This is a genomic window from Mycobacterium sp., from assembly GCF_035653355.1.
In the GTDB taxonomy this organism is placed as follows: Bacteria; Actinomycetota; Actinomycetes; order Mycobacteriales; family Mycobacteriaceae; genus Mycobacterium.
Genome location: NZ_DASRBZ010000340.1, coordinates 23677 through 39790, shown reverse-complemented (window position 1 = coordinate 39790; position 16114 = coordinate 23677). Strand labels below are relative to the sequence as shown.

Sequence of the window (16114 nt, the reverse complement as noted above, 5' to 3'; positions counted from 1 at the left end):
TGCCCGCCATCACGCCGTCACCGTGACGGGCACCGACAGGGGACGTCGCACGTAACTGCCGCCGGCCCACACGATCCCGGACTCGTCGACCTCGAAGTTTGGGCAGCGGGTTAGGAGCTCGGTCAGCGCGACCCGCGACTGCATCCGCGCCGCCGCCGCGCCCAGGCAATGGTGGGCGCCGTGGCTGAACGTCAGGATGTTGCGCGGACACCTGGTCACGTCGAGTTCGCCGGCGTCAGCACCGTATTGGCGTTCATCCCGGTTTCCGGATCCGTACAACAGCAGCACTTTGCGGCCGGCCGGCACGGTGGTGTCGCCGATCGTCGCGTCGCGGGTGGTGGTGCGCGCGAGCCCCTGCACCGGCGAGGTCAGACGCAGCAGCTCGTCGACGGCGTCGGGGATCAGGTCGGGATTGTCAACGAGCAGCTGCCGCTGATCCGGGCGCTCGTGCAGCAAAGGCATTGAGCCGCCGAGCATTCCAGTTGTGGTGTCGTTGCCGCCGGTGACCATGGTGAACGTGAACGCGAGTATCGATAACGTGCCGGCGACATCGCCGTCGGCGCCGACGCCGGCCGCCACCAGATGCGAGATCGTGTCGTCCTCCGGTTCGCTGCGGCGACGCTCGATGAGCTCGGCGAAGTAGGCCATCATCGAGCCGACCGCGTCGCCGGCGGTGGCGACGCCGCCCTCGGTGGTGTTGGCCGCGACGATCGCCTGCGTCCAGCCGTCGAACTGGGTGCGGTCCTCTTCGGGCACGCCCAGGTAGTGCGCGACGACCATCGACGGCAGCGGCTTGAACAGTTCAGCGACAATGTCGCCGCCGCCGTTGGCGCGCAACCGTTCGATCCGCTCGACAACGAACTCGCGGACCTTGGGCTCCACCGCCTCGACCTGGCGCGGGGTGAAACCACGTGACACCAGCTTGCGAAACTCCGTGTGCACCGGTGGGTCCTGCATGACCATCGGTGGGTTGTCTTGCAGCCCAATCATTTCCAGCTCACCGTAGTTGACGGTCAAGCCCTGCGCCGACGAGAACGTGTCGTGGTCGCGGGCGGCCCCCCAGATATCGGCGTGCCTAGACAGCACGTAGTAGTCCTGCTCGGGCCGGTCTTGCGGAACGACGTGATGCACCGGGTCGTGGTCGCGCAACGCTTTGTACATCGGCCACGGATTGGCCCAGGTCTCGGCAGTAGCAAGTTGAAACCGAGGCTGATGAGACAAACCGACGGTCATGTCTTATTGATACGACATGAGCGCGAGACTGTCAACCAGCGGATCAAACGATCACCTGAGGGCGGCGCTGGTGTAGGTTCCATTTTTAAGTGGCGGAATTTCAGACTTCGCGACGTAAAGGTGGCGGATCCGTCACAAAGACCGGAAACTGATTAGCTCGGCTAGGTATGGATCAGGGGCGAGCCTCGGCGATTCACTCGAGGTTGCGGTTGCGGCTTCCCCATCACCGACAGTTAGAAGATGCTGCTGTGGCCGGTGACTACTTGTAAGGCCAAGTCGGTCGGTGGTGTCGTAACATTATGGGGCCTTAATTAGCGCCTGTCGCTGGCCTATATTTAGGCTAACATGGTGGCGTGCGGATACTGCCGATTTCGAAGATTAAAGACAAGCTTAACGAGTACGTCGATGCGGTCGCCCAAACGCAGGACCAGATCACGATCACCAAAAACGGTGCGCCGGCGGCGGTGCTCGTCGGCGTCGAGGAATGGGAATCGCTCCAAGAGACGCTGTACTGGCTTTCTCGGCCAGGGATAAAGGAATCAATCGCCGAGGCCGATGCCGACATTGCCGCTGGGCGCACGTACGGCGAGGATGAAATTCGCGCCGAGTTCGGCGTGCCTCGGCGTGCCGACTGACGCCGCCGTTGGGTTACACGGTTCGGTTCACCGCCATCGCGCGGCGTGACCTCCACAAGTTGCCGCCGCGGGTGCTGGCGGCCGTGATTGAGTTCGCGTTCGGCGAGCTGGCGCACGCACCGCGCCGCGTCGGCAAGCCGCTGAGGCGTGAACTGACCGGGCTGCATAGCGCCCGGCGCGGCCCGTACCGCCTGCTATACCGGATCGACGAGGATCACTCACTGGTGCTGATTCAGCGTGTCGATCATCGCGCGGACGTTTACAGGCGCTGACGGCTGCCTCACTACTCGGATCTCTGGCGTTGGCTGCATGCGCGTTGACGCCACAAAACATAGGGCCGCGCGCAATGCCAACTACCCGGCTGGTATGACGAAATATCCTGTAACGGTTGCTAACTCACAGCTGTTAGCGGTCACGGTGCGTGTTCAGCAGGCGCGAGTTTCTGGGTAGGGAGCGGTTTAGGACTAGACTCCGCTGTTACTGGCATGCATAACCGCAGTTGTCCACGAGAAACTGCCGCTGGCGCTGCCGCGGCTAGAACCTCGACGGGCCGGTTCTTCGGCTTCGCGCTGTTACTGGGCCAATCCCGCTATGGCACCAGGGTTTTCACGATATGAATTCCACGTTGGACACCTTCGCCCCATCGCCGACCCGTTTTCACATCGATACGCATCCGGAAGCTATTTTGCCGTGGCGCGGGTGAAACTGCAGTTGTTCTCTTCACCGATACACTCACCAGGATCCGGGCCGAATCGCCTGTCACAGACTGCAAGCCCGCTTCGGTGATGGTTCCCACGGTCGTGGATTGGTCATGCTTGACGAGGTCATTACGTCTGTAACGATCCCTTACAGCGGATGGCTGCGATTGGTGATTACTGCGGCGCCGGCCGAGCAATTCGGCATCCCGTTTAGGAGGCGCGGCATGGGCACCGACGGGCAGACACGTCATTCTGGGGACGATGTCACCAGCGACCGGCACGACGGCGACGACATATTACGCAGTTATCGGCATGGTGCCGCGACCACTAGGTAGCCATGAATATCGCCGACGAGTTCTACGGACTACGCAACTATTACGAACTGTCGAGGGAAACTTGCGGCGGGAATGATTCAAGCTTGGCCGCGTAGTGCCACTGGACATGAGGCTCACGGATACACGAAAGCGAGACTCATGTGAGTTCAGGGAACGCTTCGTACTTATGACGGCGGTTGTCGAACGCAGGCTTGGTCCCTTCCAAGACGTTCAACGCGAATTGTGCGACGTCGAGCTCAGCGATGCTTCCGCTGCTGACGGTAAACCGCAGATCTCGCAATTGGCAGTGGATGATCTGATCAGCATCGCCGACAATGGCCAGGTTTGCGTTGTGCGTGACCACGATGGTCTGACGCCGCCCGGCGGCCTCGTGTATCGCGGGAACAAGCTTCGATGCAATGGTCTCGTTGTCGAGGTTCTCCTCCGGCTGATCGAGAAGCAGTGGCGTGGTACGACGGTCAACTACGAGGTAAAACAGCGCGAGGACGAGCCCGCGCTGGCCCGGAGACAGCTGGGATAGCGGTAGACCGTCGCCAGTCAGACCGAAGCGAACTTCTAGCCATGACAGGTCGAACATGCTCATTAAGAATTCGTCCAGGTCCGTGGTCCCGCGCAGGGCGTGCGCGGGATTCCTGAACGGATCGTCAGGCTCCCCTCGTTCGTGTTCTAAGCGGACGAGGGCCTCCAAGAGCTGCGGGGAGAGCTGGTCCCAACTCGTGTCCTCAATCCGCTGGGGCAACTCAGCGAGCCAGTCAGTGAAGTCGCCGTTGCGCCGACCGTCGAGGCTCCTTGGAATACTCCGCCAAGTCGGCAGCATACGAAGCTCTGCGTTGAACTCGAGGCCTGCATTCCGAACGACCTCGGCTTGCGCAATGAATTCAGACGCAGGTGCATAAAGGTCTTCTACTGCGTCGAGTTGGGCGCGGAGTGCCCTGTGTATGCGGCCGGCGTGCTCGATGACCTCCTGGCGCAGGCTCTCCATCTCCGCGGGAGCCTCGGTGATACGAGCGCGTAGCGCGCGAAGGCCGCTGAGTGATTCCTCGTCGTTCTCGTCCCCAACTAAGGCTGCTAAGCGTTCCTCTGACTGGAGGACTCGCTGACGGGCACGCTCGCGTGCGCTATCAGCGGCAGCGAGCGACTCTGCATTTCGGCGCCGTGCTTCCTCTTGCGTTTCGAGGTCCCGAACCAGCGCGTCGTGCTCGACTCTTGCTGCAGCAAGGTCTGCCTCAACGGTCGCGCGCCAGGCGTCATAGCGAATGTTGTCGATGGTCACAGATACATACGGATCGCCATCGGCGGTGAAGAAGTCCGCTGCCCGGGCGTTGAGCTCGGCAGCGTCCGTGCGGAGAACCTCGGCTTCTTGAGCGATTGTCTCCATCGTGCTGACAGCCTGTCGAATCCGTGCTTGACGCTGTTCGTTCTCAGTCCGCTTGTTAAGCACTTCGGTTCGCGCAGATTCGATTTCCTCGGATCTTTGCTTAAGGGCTTCGAGTTCACCATCATCGCGACTAGCCAAGTCGATCTCAGCGAGCGCGGCCCTTGCGGATTCCAGTGCCGCTTCGGCGCCTGCTACCTCGTTTTCCTTCAACGAATGGCGCCCCTCGACCTCAGGCAGCCGATTCTCCGCGCGGAACGAGGCGATCGATACGTAGGAATTGATGACTGCTCGGAGGTCGTCACGTAAGCGATTGATGGTGTCCTGCGATGCGCGCGTCTTTTGAGCGAGGAGCGCGTCGAACGTCTTCTGTCCTGACCGCTCTTCTTCTCGAATGTGCGTGAACAAAACGACGCGTAGCTCGCGCTCGAACTCGTCCCCGTCGCCGATGGCAGGGTCGATGTTGCAGACACGTTCGACGAAAGCCTGCGGCAGGTATTCGACATACACGGGGGCAGACCGATCGTGTTCGTCAGGAAGCTGAGCACGACGCGTCGTTCCAGTAGCCCACTCGAGCTCCGAGTAGTACTCTCTGGCGACCTTCACACTTGTGGTGCTGAGGAAGCGCGTCGGTGTGAGGAATGCAAATTCCCTGTTGCGTGACGAGTTGCCGGCAAGGGCTATGCAGTCAAGCAGGGCAGATTTGCCCTGGCCCTTGTTGCCGACGACCGCTATGAATCCGGCGTTGAGCGGGACCTCATAATCGAAGAGTTCGTGGTCCTCCTTATCCGACTTCACCGTCACTTTCGATATGAATCGTTCGGGGTTCCTACGGATTCGAGCGAGAGCGACCGGTTCAAGCCCTACGTAAACTCGGCGGTCGAACTCTCCAAGTGCGTATGCCAGTCCGGCGAGTGTCGGAGCGGTGTTCATCCAGGTTTGACAGGCGCCCAGGCGCATGTGCTGGTCCGAACCTGCGAAATAGTGAGCGTCGCTGCAGTCCAGAAGACGATCGTTCACCTTGCTTGCGCGTAGAGACTCGACATTCGCCTTCCACCTGTTGGAGTCTTGAAATGCTGTAAAGATGAGGTCTGCGGAGTTGATGACATTTTTCTTTGCGGCGATCGATTGATCCGTCCACTTGATATCCGCCCACTCAGTCTTTCCGACTCCCAGCAGCGCTCTCCCTTTGAAATACTGGCCAGAGAGCACATTTTGAACATCCCCGAGTGAGACGTTGAGGTTGTTGAACCCTTCGCGGAGGTCGGAACCGTACTTGCTGAGTTGGTCTTCGGGCACAGATTCCTTGATCTTGCTCCCGAGGTCAGCTAGCGATTCTTCGGTGATGACGCCCTGCCATCCCAAAGACTCGTGCTCAGGGGAGAGTCTCAGCTTAGGTTGGAGAGCATTCAGGAATTGAGCTTGGATGACATCCGGGTTGAGGTCTGGATCGAAGACGACGTGAAGATTGACACGTGACAGTTTGCCTTCGGTACCGCCGAACTGATCCAGGCGCATCTCAACCACCGGGAATATCGCGTCCAAGTTCGGCAACCTACCGCTCCGCCAAGCTTCGGAAACACGCCGATACCCATCGAGGAACCAGTAGTCATTGATCCCTATGACACCGATGTCTTCGGGCAGGTTCGCGAGTTCAGTGAGGTACCTTGACCAGACTTCATCGGTGTTGCCGCCGTACTCCTGAACGATCGATGCCGGCGTATGGACGTGCAGATCCCAGATGCGCCATGCGGTGCCGCGCGCCCGCTCTGCTCCCGACCTTGCCACGGGTTGTCCTTTCGACCGACTCCCAACGCCGGCCAGCCGAGGCAGACGTGAGTCGCTACCAGTTCACGGGACTGATCGTAGCGTCGTCGAGCTTCCTTCCCGTGCGACCACGCCGACGATCTGGTTTCGTCGGCTTGACGCCCACGGATTCCAACCGGCGATGAACTACAGCGGGACTTCCGCCGAGAACACACCCGGCTGACGCCGAAAGAGCTCCGCCGAGCGGTGCGCCTCCTAAGCAGGCGGTCGAAACACCGCAGCAGTCGGCTAGGCTGCGGTAAGCAGCTCGGGTGATGCCTGTTACGGACACATTTTGTCTCGTCGTTTTGCCGTAGCAGTCGGAGGTGCCGCCATGATGGTTTTGGGAGTCAGCGCCAAAGACAAGGGTGCGCAGCTGGAGGCACTCGTTCATACCGAGCTCGAGAGCCAGGGCTACGGAAGCGTGTACTCCAACGTCGTTGGATCCGGCGGTAACGAGCTCGACGTCATCGGTGCACGCGAGGTCGGAGTAATGGGGGCATCGCATGTGTTACCGCTTCTGTGCGAGGCAAAAGCGTATGCAGACCCGGTTGACATGCCCACCTGGCAGAAGTTTCTTGGGAAGCTCTTTCTCGCGCGAGCCGACAAGCCCGCAACGGTAGGTATGCTCGTCGCCTTAAATGGGGTGAACGGCAACGTCCGCGGCAGCTTCGCGTCGCTTGAGAAAAAGGACGAGGGCGTCTTCATCTTTGACGGCAAGCAACTCCTGCGGAGGGCGTGCGAGGCAGGTGAGATCGCAACAGAGGACACAGTTCGCTTAGCTGTAGAGAAGCAATTCCGTACTAGTACTTCCCGGGTGGAGGCCGCGTACTACGGCGGCGGCTACTTCTGGGTTGTCTGGTGGAATGACGAGGAGTATTCGGTCGTCGACGCTCGCGGTAATCGCTTGCCCGCCAAGAAGGTTGAGAGTCTTCGTGAAGCGCTCGCGGGCTCCGTCAGTGGGAGCCTGCTAGCTGCAGACGATGCCCAAGCGCGGGCAGAAGCACGTCACAGCATCAAGGCAGACCTCATTAACCGCTTGCTACAAGGTAGCGAAATCACCCTCGATGACGCCGCTGATGACAACAAGGAAGTGTTTGGGTCGCTGACTCAGGAACCATACCTTCGAATCGAAGGTAGCCACATTGAACTTGTTCCGGCCATAGAACTCGATGCAACGAGCATCGCGAGACTATTCACTAGCCTGTTCGAGAACCGCGTAGCCGTGAAGCACCTCGAGTTCATGGTCGGCTGGCACCACGACGCCTATGTACAGCGACTCATTGATACGCTCCCCGAGCGCCAAGCCGGGTTCGTTCTTCCTGAAGACGACGAACAATCTCTTCGGGCCGTAGCACCGCTGTTCCCATCGGTGTGGGTCACGCTCGCGCACCCCATTCCGATGATTGCCGCGCATCGGGCTAGCGATCCTCAATTGACCAGCGAAGCCATCCTTGCAGCCGATCGCAACGCGTTCTGGGACGAGATCATCAAAGTCGTACGCGAGGACTTCACGAACATATTCCTACGTGGCTTCCTCTACGATTACGTCGGTCTCGCCGAGCTTGACGAGACCACCGAGGTGACGATCAAGTCGAAAGACGGCGTCGTCGGCACGATGGAGACCAAGACCCGCACCGCCGTCAGACAATTAGCTGACGAATACGTCGGTGAGGCCGGCACGCGGCACGTACTTGTCCGCATCCTGCCAACTGTTGGTGAGCCCTGGGATGATTCCCACCCCCACCCAGTTCCGCTCGGTCGAGCTTGAACGGCCACGGAGGTCCGCGCATTCTGTGGAATCAAAATTTGCACAACCGCACGGATCTAGGATCCGCCACGAAGATGAGAAAAACGCATCCGCCAATTTGATGAGAAATCTGCAACGTAGCAGGTAGGGGTCTCAGCGTCCGCCACGCAGTTTGGGAACCTACAGGCTGGCATGCTCTAAGGGCAACGTTGCTGGGCGCTCCTTCCGGGATGTCTTCGGATCTCCCGCAGCTACGAAGAGCGAGAATCGCGGCACTCGTCGATCGGCACGTTGCCGTTCTCGAATTCAAGTCGGTGGCGCAGCTCCTCGGCGGCGGCTTCCAGGTTGCGGGCCACGATGGCGCGTCCGATAAGTTCGTTGAACCGGGCGATCACCAGGCCGGTCAGTGAATAGGTCAAGGCCAAGGTGATGCGGCATGCGTCGCCGTCGCGCTCGACGCGGCCTTCCAACGTGTGACGGGTTCCGCGCAGCGATCGCCAGCTCAGCCGGCCGTTTTCGCTGTGCGTCACCAGCACCCGGCCGCCAAGGTGCAGGGTTCCGCTGACCAGAAATACGTCCCACAGCTGCCCTTGGTCGCTGTCGGCGATGTATTCGCAGCGGCCCATTGTGGCCAGTGCAGGGATGAACCGGTGCGGATCGGCCACCAAGGCGCCCACCTCTTCGAGCGGCCGGCGGATGCGCTTGGCGACCGTGACAGTTTGCGCCATCGCCTTACCTGATCATCGGAACAACCGTTTTACTGGCCAACCGTGACAGTCCAACTTGCATGACGCTGGTGAAGTAGTCGTAGGCGTGATCCCAGTCCGGCTCCTGGCCGAATCGAGCGCGCAGGTCGATCGGTTCGAGCACCTGCACCCGGATCTTTGCCGGCAGCGGAACAAACGGCAGTGGAACAGGTGACAGCCCCCACGGGATGCTGAGAGTCACGGGTAGGGTTTTGACACGCGTCACTCTGTCCAATCGCAGCGCCTTGGCGGTGCGCTGGCCGTCGTTGAGAACAAAGAAGGTGTCGTGACCGCCGGTGGCCACGACCGGCACGATCTTGACGTTGCATCGGTGCGCGAGCTGCAGGAAGCCCTTTCGGCCGGAGAACACAATTCTGTTGCGGTCACGCCAAGGCCGCAGCGCCTCGACGTCGCCGCCAGGGTAGACCAGGGCCGAACCGCCGCTGGTGAAAACTTTTTCGGCGCAGGAATGGTGGGCGGGAACGACTCCAAGCTTGCGCATCAGCGGACCAAAGCCTGGCGTCCTGGTGAGGATGTCATGCGCCAAGGCGTACAGCGGTCGGCCCTCGACCGTGAAGTATGTGTTATAGGCAAGCAGGAAGATAGCGGTGTCGGGCGTCGCGCCGCCGCCGCTGTGATTGCCGACGAACAGCACCGGCTCGTCCGGAACATTCTCGAAGCCGTCGACCTCGGCGCGAAACCAGACGCTCGCCATGAGCCACAGAGTCGGCAGCATCGTACGAATGAACCGCGGGTCGCGTTCGCGCAACTCCACTGGCAGCGCTGTGTCAGTCACATGACCACGTTAATTGCTGCAGCGCAGCCAAAAGAACCGTTTGCACTGTTCAGATTCCTGAGCCCGGGTTCAGGATGCCCAGCGGATCCAGCGCTTCTTTGATCCGGCGATTCAGCGCCATCGCGTCCGGCCCCAGCTGGTCGGCAAGCCACGGCCGCTTCAACCGCCCGACGCCGTGTTCGCCGGTGATCGTGCCGCCCAGGTGCAACGCCAAGTCCATGATCTCGCCGTAGGCCAGCTGTGCTCGTTCGGTCACCGCCGCATCGGTCGGGTCGTGGACGATCAACGGATGCGTGTTGCCGTCGCCGGCGTGCGCGATCAGTGAAATCATCAGCTGACGCTCGGCGGCGATCGCGGCGATACCGCTCACCAGGTCGGCCAGCGCGGGCAGTGGCACACCGACGTCTTCGAGCAGCAGCGGTCCCTTCGCCTCTACCGCGGGGATCGCGAACCGGCGCGCCGCGACAAACGCCTCGCCCTCCTCGGGGTCGTCTGTCGAAAAGACTTCGGTCGCACCGTATTCGGTAAACACCCCAGCCATGAACTCCGCGTCCTCACGGCCCCCGTGGCCCCGTTCGTCGGAGCAGGCCAGCAACATCGCGGCGGCGTCGCGATCTAGCCCCATGCGCAGCTTGTCCTCCACCGCGTTGATGGCCACCGAATCCATGAACTCCAGCATCGCCGGGCGAAGCCGCGCACTTACCGCCAGCACCGCCTCGGCGGCGGCCTCCACGGACGCGAAGTTGGCAACCACCGTGCACGCCGGTTGCTGCGGCGGCACCAGGCGCAGCGTCACCTCGGTGATGATGCCGAGCGTGCCCTCGCTCCCGACGAACAGCTTGGTCAGCGACAGCCCGGCGACGTCCTTCAGCCGGGGCCCACCGAGCCGTACCGCGGTGCCGTCCGCCAAAACCACCTGCACACCGAGCACATAGTCGGTGGTGACTCCGTATTTGACGCAGCACAGCCCGCCGGCGTTGGTGGCGATGTTGCCGCCGATGCTGCAGATCTCGTACGACGACGGGTCCGGCGGATACCACAGCCCGTATTCGGCGACGGTCTTCTTCACTTCAGCGTTGAGCAGCCCGGGCTGGCATACTGCGGTGCGGGTGACCGGGTCGACGACGATGTCACGCATCTTCTCCGTCGACAGCACGATTCCGTCATCCACGGCGGTGGCCCCACCCGAAAGACCGGTGCCCGCGCCGCGCGGCACCACCGGCACCCGGTGCTCAGTGGCCCAGCGCATGACGGTCTGCACCTCTGCGGTGCGCCGTGGCCGCACCACCGCCATCGGCTTTCCCGCCGACGGGTCGAACGCGCGGTCTTGCCGGTAGCCCTCGGTGACCGCCGGGTCCGTGACGACCATGCCGTCCGGCAACTCGGCGATCAGGCTGGCTAACACATCCGCGCCCACGGACCGATCCTACGGTTTCGGATCGACGGCCAGCTCCGCCAAGCGATCGAGCTCACGCAGCGACGGCAGCGGCAGCGACACCAGCCCGATCACGGTCATCGGAATGGCCAGCACCAAAAACGTCGTCCGCAACCCTGCGGCGTCGGTCAGCGGTCCTGCCAGCATGAAACCCAACGGCCCGGCCGCATACGCCAGCGACGTCATCACACCGAAGACGCGGCCCCGTAACTGCGGCGGCGACCGCGTCTGCATCACGTAGTTGTAGATCGGCGCGATCGGCCCGTAGACCAGGCCGATCAGCGCGCACAGCACCAAGATCACAGCCAGCGGGGGCAACATCGCGATCAACGCGGTGCACACGCCGAGCGTCAACGTCGCGGCCAGCAGCGTGGTGCGTCGACTTAGCCACCGGACCACGACCGGATACGCCAAGGCGCCGGCCAACCCACCGATGCTCAGCGCCATCAGCACCCAGCCCAGGTGCGCGGGCTCCTTGCGGTCGGTGAAGTACTTCGGAAACAGTACGCTTTCCATCGGCAAATACAGTCCGGTCATCGCCAAGTCGATCAGCGCCAGCGTGCGTAACACTTTGACGTTCCACACGAACCGCAATCCATCGACCATCCCCGACCATGGACTGCCGGGGCGTTCACCAACCGGCGGTGGTCCGGCACCGGCCAGCCGCAGCACGCTGATCGCCGCAATCGATACGCCGAACGCCCCGGCCGCCACCCACATCGTGTTGACCCCGCCAATGGTTGCGATCAGCGCGCCACCGAGCCCGGGGCCGACGATGTAGGCAACGTTGAAGATCGCCTCGTAAAGGCCGTTGGTGCGGTCCAGCGTCCACCCGGCCTGCGCGGCTGCTTCGGGCAGCATCGATTCGCGCGCGGTGATGCCTGCGGGATCGAACAGTGCACCCAGTGCGGCCAGCACCGCGAGGATCCCGACAGTGATGTTCCGCTGGCCCACGGTGATCGCCAGTACCGGCACCGCAGCCACCGTGCTGCCCGACAGCACGTCGGAGAGGATCGAAATGCGCTGTCGGCCAAGGTAATCCACCGCAGTGCCGGCGATCAGCGTGGAAAACAGCAGTGGCAGCGACGCTGCCCCGGCCACGATCGACGCGTCGACCGCGCTGCCGTTACGCTGCAACACCAGCCAGGGAAAAGCCACCAGCGAGATGCCGTTGCCCGCCGCGGCGGCCAGTGCCGCGAACAAGATGAGGTAGGCCGGTCGGCGCGACGAGGTGGGCATGAGAGTGGGGAATCTAGCAGCGCACCCACAACGGCGGCGAGCGATTTTTGCCGGATGTGCCCAGCCGTGCACAGTAGACCGGTGAGCCTCGCCCATCCCCGTACCGCCGCACTGTTCGACTCTCCGGTACCTCCCGGAACTGGATGGCCCGGCGATCCGGCGACATCCCAGACCGCGGTGGCATCGACACCGGCGCAGGTGGTGTCTATAGCCGAGGCCGTCCACACAGTGGCGGAGCTTGACGCAGTGGTGTCGGTGTGCCGGGCGTGCCCACGCTTGGTGGAATGGCGCGAGCACGTCGCTATCACCAAGCGACGGTCGTTCGCCGCCGAACCCTATTGGGGCAGGCCGATTCCGGGCTGGGGTGCAGAACGCCCGCGGGTGTTGGTGGTCGGGTTGGCGCCGGCGGCGCACGGCGGCAACCGCACCGGGCGGGTGTTCACCGGCGACCGCTCGGGCGACGTGTTGTTCGCCGCGTTGCACCGGGCCGGTCTGGCCAACTCGCCGATCAGCGTCGACGCCGCCGACGGCCTGGAGCTCAATGCCACCCGGGTGGTGGCCGCGGTGCGGTGCGCACCGCCGGACAACGCGCCGACGCCCGTCGAGCGGGCAAATTGCGCCCCGTGGCTGGATGCCGAATGGCGGCTCGCCGAAGGCGACGTGCGGGTGATCGTGGCGCTGGGCGGTTTTGGATGGCGCGCGGCGCTGCGGATGGTGCGCACCGCTGGCGGGGAGGTCAGCCGACCGTCGCCGCAATTCGGCCACGGCGCACAGGCCACACTGCGCGCGGGCGGGTGCGAGGTGGTGCTGCTGGGTTGTTACCACCCCAGCCAGCAGAACACGTTCACCGGCAAGTTGACGCCGGCGATGCTCGACGACGTCTTCGGCCGGGCGGCGACGATCGCAGGACTATCCCAATGACCGGCGGCGTTGACAAGGTCGTGCGACTGTCCGTTCTCGATCTTGTCCCCGTGCGCACCGACCAGTCGACGTCGGATGCGCTGGCCGCTACGGTGCGGCTGGCTCAGACCGCGGACCGGCTGGGCTACACCCGCTACTGGGTCGCCGAACACCACAACATGCCCTCCATCGCCGCGACCAGCCCGCCGGTGTTGATCGCATATCTGGCCGCGCAGACCACGCAGCTGCGGCTGGGCTCGGGCGGGGTGATGCTGCCCAACCACGCGCCGCTCGCGGTGGCCGAACAGTTCGCGCTGCTGGAAGCCGCCGCGCCGGGCCGCATCGATCTCGGTATCGGTCGCGCGCCCGGCTCCGATCCGGTGACGTCGCTGGCGCTGCGGGGTCCGGCCGGCCGCGACGATCGCGACATCGAGAACTTCCCCGATTACCTCGACGACGTCGTTGCGTTGATGAGCGCGCGCGGCGTGCGGGTGCCGATCCGCAATCACGACTACATCCTCAAGGCCACCCCGGCCGCGGTCAGCGAACCGCGGCTGTGGCTGCTCGGGTCGTCGATGTATTCGGCGCACCTGGCCGCGGCCAAGGGGCTGCCCTACGTCTTCGCCCACCACTTCTCCGGCAAGGGAACCGAAGAAGCGCTCGCGGTCTACCGCTCGAAATTCAAGCCCAGCAAGCTAGCCGCCGAACCGACGACATTTCTGACGGTGAACGCCGCGGTGGCCGAAACCCGCGAGGACGCAATAGCTTTGATGCTGCCCAACCTGCACATGCTGGCCCGCATGCGTACGGGGCAGCCGCTCGGACCGCTGCAGCTGGTCGAAGACGCCCAAACTGCCGAGCTCACACCCGAACAGCAGCGCATCGTCGGCAGCGGGCTTAAACGTGCCGTCGTAGGCGCCCCCGCCGAGGCAGCCGACCAGCTGCGTGCGCTCACCGACCGGTTCGGCGTCGACGAGGTGATGGTCAACCCGGTCGCCTCGGCGCACCGCGGCACCGACCCGGCGACCGCGCCGGGCCGGGAAAAGACCCTGGAATTGCTGGCGAAAGAGCTGTTCTAGGCAGCCTTGTCGCGCGGCGTCAACACGAACACCGGGATCGGCCGCGATGTCTTGCGCTGGTAAGCGGTGTAGCGGTTGGCGTTGTTCTTGTTGACGATCTGCCACAGTCGCAAATAGTCGGCGTCGTCGGGATTGACCTGCTTCGCGGTAACAGCGAATCGCTTTGGGCCTACATTGATTTCGCACTCGGGACGCTTACGCAGGTTGTGGTACCAGCCCGGGTAGCGCGGTGCTCCGCCGTTGGAGGCGACGATCAGATAAGAGTCGCCGTCACGCGCATACGTCAACGAGGTGGTGCGTGGCTGCCCGGTCTTGGCGCCGGTTGTGTGCAGCAGCAGGCTCGGCGGCGCCCCTGGTATCCGGTGGCCGATCCGGCCGTTGCTCTTTTGGTAGATGAAGTCGTGGATCCGCAGCAGCTGTGCGCCGACCTGCTCGATCGGCGAAAGATTGGTCATGGCCCAGTCTTACTGGCCGGCGTCGATCCGCGCCAGCGCCTCGCGCAGGATCTGTGCGGTGGCTTCCCGGTCGGGGTCGCGGCGGAGCAGTACGCCTTTGGCGAACGACAGCTTGTCGCCCTCGCGCCGCGGCACCACGTGCAGATGAAGATGTGCCACCGTCTGGAAGGCGGCCGGACCATCGTTGACCGCGAGATGGGTGGCGTCGGCCAGTTCGGTCGCCCGCGCGGCGCGCGCTATCCGCTGGCCGATGGTGACCAGTCCCGCCAAGGTTTCCGGCGGCGTATCGGTCAGGTCGGTGGTGTGCCGCTTGGGCACCACCAGGGTGTGGCCGCGAGTGAACGGACGGATGTCGAGGATGGCGAGATAGTCGTCGTCTTCGTAGATCTTGATCCCCGGAGCCTCCCCGGCGACGACCTCACAGAACACGCAGGACATGCGGCTACGGTACTGGGTTGGCCATCAGGTCGGCACCGCGGCAGCTATCGCCTCGATCGCGCGGTCGAGGATCGCGCGGGTGGTGCCGAAGTTCAGCCGCGCAAACCCTGCGCTTACCGTGGCGCCGAACGGGATGCCCGGGCTCAACGCGACCTTGGCTTTGGACACCAAGTAATCCGCCGGTTCGGCCGGCAGGTTCAGCGCGCGGAAATCGACCCACGACATGTAGGTGGCCTCCGGCCGGTTGATCTTCAGTCCAGGGACCACCTCGGGCAGGGTCCGGGCGACGTGGTCGCGGTTGGCCTTCAGGTAGGGGAGCAGCTCGTCCAGCCACGCGGCGCCGTGCTGGTAGGCCGCGATGTTGGCGCGGATACCGACCGTGGACGCGCCCATTTTGTGCAGCATGTTGATCCGGTCCCACTCGTCGATGTCGCGGCGGTTGGACAGGATCACTTGGGCACACATCAAGCCGGGCAGGTTCCAGCCTTTGGACGCCGACATCAGCGTGATCACCGTTTCGGCGGCCGTGTCGGAAACGGAGGCGGCTGCGACGTGGGGCCGGGCGTAGATCAGAGGCGCATGGATTTCGTCGGCGATCACCCGTCCGCCGTGTCTTTCTGCGACGTCGACGATGGCGCGCATCTCGTCCGCGGTGAACGCCGTGCCGAGCGGGTTGTTCGGGTTGCACAGAATCAGCGATCCGGCACCGCCGGCAAAGGCCGCGTCGAGCGCTTCCAAGTCCATGACGTATCGGCCCGAAACATCTTGCAGCATCGGGATTTCCACGCGTTGCCGACCGGTGACCCGCAGCACGTCAAAGAACGGCATGTAGGCCGGCACGGGCAAGACGACGGGGCTCTCCGGGCGGGTCAGGAAGTTGATGACGACCTCCATGCCCTTGAGCACGTCGGGAACGACGCGGACCCAGCCGGGCTGGACGCGCCAGCCGTAGCGGCGCTGGCACCAGTCGGCGGTCGCCGTCGCGAGGTCATCTTCGACCGGTGGATAGCCGAATTCCTGGTTATCGACGCACGCGCGCGCGGCGTCGAGCACGGCCGGTGCGGTGGGGAAATCCATCTCGGCGATCCACAGCGGCAACACGTCGGGCTCGAAGTAGGTCCATTTGATGGTCTTCCGTCGGCGAAGCTGCTCTTCGCTCAATGCATCGAACACCGTGTCGGTCATGCCAGTAGT

The 16114-nt window shown here is 63.4% G+C and carries 14 protein-coding genes; 5 read left to right on the top strand and 9 right to left on the bottom strand.

Annotation, left to right across the window (positions count from 1 at the left end; translation table 11 throughout):
* Nucleotides 1–9 precede the first annotated feature (9 nt).
* Complete coding sequence (locus VFA16_RS11920) at nt 10–1233, bottom strand: cytochrome P450 (protein WP_324968000.1); 1224 nt, start codon at nt 1231–1233, stop codon at nt 10–12.
* Nucleotides 1234–1586: 353 nt separating this feature from the next.
* On the opposite strand from VFA16_RS11920, the gene VFA16_RS11915 reads away from it, so the two are divergent.
* Together VFA16_RS11915 and VFA16_RS11910 are read left to right on the top strand one after the other, a co-directional pair.
* Nucleotides 1587–1868, top strand: coding sequence for a type II toxin-antitoxin system Phd/YefM family antitoxin (locus VFA16_RS11915; protein WP_324967999.1), 282 nt, complete (start codon nt 1587–1589; stop codon nt 1866–1868).
* An 8-nt stretch (nt 1869–1876) separates the two neighbouring features.
* The gene (locus tag VFA16_RS11910; RefSeq protein ID WP_324967998.1) at nt 1877–2140 is read left to right on the top strand and encodes a type II toxin-antitoxin system RelE/ParE family toxin; all 264 of its coding nucleotides are present in this window, start codon (nt 1877–1879) and stop codon (nt 2138–2140) included.
* An 897-nt stretch (nt 2141–3037) separates the two neighbouring features.
* On the opposite strand, the gene VFA16_RS11905 is transcribed toward VFA16_RS11910, so the two are convergent.
* The gene (locus tag VFA16_RS11905) at nt 3038–6064 is read right to left on the bottom strand and encodes a TrlF family AAA-like ATPase (RefSeq protein WP_324967997.1); all 3027 of its coding nucleotides are present in this window, start codon (nt 6062–6064) and stop codon (nt 3038–3040) included.
* Between the two features lie 352 nt (nt 6065–6416).
* On the opposite strand from VFA16_RS11905, the gene VFA16_RS11900 reads away from it, so the two are divergent.
* Complete coding sequence (locus VFA16_RS11900; protein ID WP_324967996.1) at nt 6417–7853, top strand: restriction endonuclease; 1437 nt, start codon at nt 6417–6419, stop codon at nt 7851–7853.
* Nucleotides 7854–8083: 230 nt separating this feature from the next.
* Here the strand turns inward: VFA16_RS11900 and VFA16_RS11895 are convergent, their stop codons facing one another.
* Genes VFA16_RS11895 through VFA16_RS11880 form a run of 4 tightly spaced genes read right to left on the bottom strand, consistent with a single transcriptional unit; the run spans nt 8084 to nt 12048 of the window.
* On the bottom strand, nt 8084–8560 hold the full coding sequence (locus VFA16_RS11895; RefSeq protein ID WP_324967995.1) for an SRPBCC family protein: 477 nt from the start codon (nt 8558–8560) through the stop codon (nt 8084–8086).
* A 4-nt stretch (nt 8561–8564) separates the two neighbouring features.
* A complete protein-coding gene (locus tag VFA16_RS11890; protein ID WP_324967994.1) occupies nt 8565–9374 on the bottom strand; it encodes a 1-acyl-sn-glycerol-3-phosphate acyltransferase in 810 nt (269 codons plus the stop codon).
* A gap of 49 nt (nt 9375–9423) precedes the next feature.
* Nucleotides 9424–10791, bottom strand: a complete 1368-nt coding sequence (locus tag VFA16_RS11885; RefSeq protein ID WP_324967993.1) for an FAD-binding oxidoreductase — start codon at nt 10789–10791, stop codon at nt 9424–9426.
* Nucleotides 10792–10800: 9 nt separating this feature from the next.
* Nucleotides 10801–12048: an MFS transporter gene (locus VFA16_RS11880; RefSeq protein WP_324967992.1), complete on the bottom strand. Its 1248-nt coding sequence runs from the start codon at nt 12046–12048 to the stop codon at nt 10801–10803.
* Between the two features lie 54 nt (nt 12049–12102).
* On the opposite strand from VFA16_RS11880, the gene VFA16_RS11875 reads away from it, so the two are divergent.
* Together VFA16_RS11875 and VFA16_RS11870 are read left to right on the top strand one after the other, a co-directional pair.
* Nucleotides 12103–12969, top strand: coding sequence for a uracil-DNA glycosylase (locus tag VFA16_RS11875; RefSeq protein ID WP_414687700.1), 867 nt, complete (start codon nt 12103–12105; stop codon nt 12967–12969).
* A 20-nt stretch (nt 12970–12989) separates the two neighbouring features.
* Nucleotides 12990–14027: an LLM class flavin-dependent oxidoreductase gene (locus VFA16_RS11870; RefSeq protein WP_324968008.1), complete on the top strand. Its 1038-nt coding sequence runs from the start codon at nt 12990–12992 to the stop codon at nt 14025–14027.
* Here VFA16_RS11870 and VFA16_RS11865 read toward each other — a convergent pair.
* From VFA16_RS11865 to VFA16_RS11855, 3 genes are read right to left on the bottom strand one after another with little or no spacing between them, the layout of a single operon-like run.
* Nucleotides 14024–14482 (bottom strand): nitroreductase family deazaflavin-dependent oxidoreductase, encoded by a 459-nt coding sequence (locus VFA16_RS11865; protein ID WP_324967990.1) that lies wholly within the window; start codon nt 14480–14482, stop codon nt 14024–14026. The genes VFA16_RS11870 and VFA16_RS11865 overlap by 4 nt on opposite strands.
* A gap of 9 nt (nt 14483–14491) precedes the next feature.
* Nucleotides 14492–14920, bottom strand: coding sequence for an HIT family protein (locus VFA16_RS11860; protein ID WP_324967989.1), 429 nt, complete (start codon nt 14918–14920; stop codon nt 14492–14494).
* A 24-nt stretch (nt 14921–14944) separates the two neighbouring features.
* Entirely contained in the window at nt 14945–16105 is a 1161-nt protein-coding gene (locus VFA16_RS11855) for a MalY/PatB family protein (RefSeq protein ID WP_324967988.1), read from the bottom strand.
* Nucleotides 16106–16114: the final 9 nt, after the last annotated feature.